Annotated in this window: 3 protein-coding genes; all 3 read right to left on the bottom strand. The window is 56.7% G+C overall.

The genetic code is table 11. The features are described 5' to 3' along the window. Window positions 1-8: 8 nt before the first annotated feature. The 3 genes from tnpC to AAIR21_RS27570 are packed head-to-tail and all read right to left on the bottom strand — an operon-like array spanning window position 9 to window position 2396. Window positions 9-1613 (bottom strand): IS66 family transposase, encoded by a 1605-nt coding sequence (gene tnpC, locus AAIR21_RS27560; RefSeq protein ID WP_434682792.1) that lies wholly within the window; start codon window positions 1611-1613, stop codon window positions 9-11. Between the two features lie 31 nt (window positions 1614-1644). Next, a complete protein-coding gene (gene tnpB, locus AAIR21_RS27565) occupies window positions 1645-1995 on the bottom strand; it encodes an IS66 family insertion sequence element accessory protein TnpB (protein ID WP_422713266.1) in 351 nt (116 codons plus the stop codon). Next, a complete protein-coding gene (locus AAIR21_RS27570; RefSeq protein WP_422713265.1) occupies window positions 1992-2396 on the bottom strand; it encodes a transposase in 405 nt (134 codons plus the stop codon). Before AAIR21_RS27570 ends, tnpB begins: the two co-directional genes overlap by 4 nt. Window positions 2397-2482: the final 86 nt, after the last annotated feature.

Consider the following 2482-nt stretch of genomic DNA (forward strand, 5'->3'; position numbering starts at 1 on the left):
CGTAAGCGTTAAGCGAGCGCCGTATTGACGGTGAGATCTATGTTCCAGGGCAGTAGCTCAGCCACTTTATTGGAAGGCCATTCCGGCAGTACGCTCAGGATATGGCGAAGATAAGCTTCCGGATCGATGCCATTGAGCCTGCACGTCCCGATCAGACCGTACAGCAGTGCTCCACGCTCACCTCCGTGGTCGCTGCCGAAGAAGATATAATTTTTCTTACCAAGGCAGACGGCACGCAGTGCCCGTTCGGCGGCGTTGTTATCCGGCTCTGCAAGGCCATCACCACAGTAGTAGCACAGCGCGCTCCACTGGTTCAGGGCATAAGCGAACGCCTCGCCCAACCGGGATTTTTTCGACAGCGTCGCGCTTTTCTCTACCAGCCAGCCATGCAGGGAGGCCAGCAGCGGTTTGCTTTGGGATTGCCTGGTTGCCAGACGCTCTGCTGCCGGGAGTCCGCGTATGGCTTCCTCGATAGCGTACAGCTCACCGATTCGTTTCAGCGCTTCCTCTGCTGTGGCCGTTTGAGTACTTATATAGACGTCGTGGATTTTTCTGCGCGCGTGGGCCCAGCAGGCCGCTTCTGTTAACGGACCGCCCTCACGCTCTGCGCTGAACAACCGATCGTAGCCTGCGAAGGCGTCCGCCTGCAGCACACCATGATAGTGCCGAAGATGTTGTTGAGGATGCTTACCCTGCCGATCCGGCGAGAAGGCGAACCATGCCGCTGGCGGATCTGATGAAGCGGCATTCCTGTCATCGCGTACATATGTCCAGATGCGCCCGGTTTTCGTCTTCTTTCTGCCCGGTGCCAGTACCGGCACCGGGGTATCATCCGTATGCAGTTTTCGGCAGTCCATCACGTAGTGGTAAAGGGCCTCATCCAGCGGGACCATTAACCGACAACAGGCATCCACCCAGTTGGAGAGCAAAGCCCGGCTCAGATCCACGCCCTGACGGGCGAAGATTTCGCACTGGCGATATAGCGGCAGGTGTTCGCAGTATTTGGCCGTTAACACGCGGGCCAGCAGACCCGGCCCGGCGATACCTCGTTCGATGGGGCGTGATGGCGCAGGCGCTTCAACGATGCAGTCACATCGGGTACAGGTCTTTTTCACCCTGACCGTGCGGATCACTTTCAGGGCGCTGGAGACCAGTTCCAGCTGCTCTGCGCTGACTTCACTGAGATAGTCCATATCACTACCGCAACCAGGACAGCAGGTTTCGGCTGGCTCAAGCCTGTTTATTTCGCGGGGAAGATGTTCTGGTAGAGGTCGGCGGTGGCGCGACTGGCGAAGCTGGCGCGGAACCTGCGGATCGTTATCCCGGCCGTTGTAACGATCGCTTTGCTGCTCCTGCTGTTTCAGCAGGGCTTCGGCTTCTTCAACCTGTCGGCGAAGTTTTTCTGAGCGGGTACCGAACAGCATCCGCCGCAGTTTTTCTATCTGCGCCCGCAGATGCTCTATTTCTCGCTCTTCATTCTCTATTTTCTCTTCTGCGCGGGCCAGCGCCGAACGCAGGAACGACTCAGTCTCTGCAACGAGGCTCAGTTGACTGTCTTTCTGGCGAAGCTCGTTTTCCAGCGCGTTGATGCGGGCGAGATAGTCCTGTTTCATGCCCGCTGTTATAGCAACGGGATGATTTAATTTACAACATGCTTAGCGCGTTGGAGCGGGATGTCCTGGGCTGACGCCAGTCCAGTTTATCGAGGAGCATGGCGAGTTGTGTGCGGGTGATAGCGATTTTACCGTCACGAACGGCAGGCCAGATGAACTGGCCTTCTTCCAGCCGTTTGGTAAACAGACACAGGCCATCAGCATCTGCCCAGAGGATCTTCATCGTGTCACCTTTGCGGCCACGGAAGATAAACAGGTGGCCGGAGAACGGACTTTCATCAAGGGCATGCTGTACCAGCTCGCCCAGACCATTGAACGATTTACGCATATCCGTGACGCCGGCAACCAGCCAGATACGGGTGCCTGACGGGAGGGATATCATTGGCCTCTCCCGGTCAGCTCGCGGAGTAGCACGGCCAGCAACTCTGGTGACGGGTTCTCAAGCGTTATTTTGCCGTGGCGGAACTCCACGCAACAGGAAGACGCATTCAGCGGACACAGCCCGGAGGCGGTATCTGATACAGCGGGGTCCGGCATGATCTCGACGGGTAGCAATGACGGGCCTGAAGGTGGAACGATGGTCGCCGGCAGGCGACGTGACACCCGGCCCTCGTTCTGCCACATACGCAGCCATTTAAAAATGAGATTGTGAGCAACACCATTTTCTCTCGCTATTTTTGCGACGTTGGCATCGGGATGAGAAGCCAGTTCAACGATACGAAGTTTGAAGTCGTTGGAATAGACCGTGCGTGATTCAGTTCGCCAGTCGGCAATACTTTCCATGAATAGAGCTCCATCTGGTTTAGAAGGAGCTCTAACCTAACGATCCCGGGACCAGAATCACAGGCGGCAGTGGCTTTACGCTTACA

The sequence above is a fragment of the Enterobacter sp. PTB genome, assembly GCF_051130085.1.
In the GTDB taxonomy this organism is placed as follows: domain Bacteria; phylum Pseudomonadota; class Gammaproteobacteria; order Enterobacterales; family Enterobacteriaceae; genus Enterobacter; species Enterobacter ludwigii.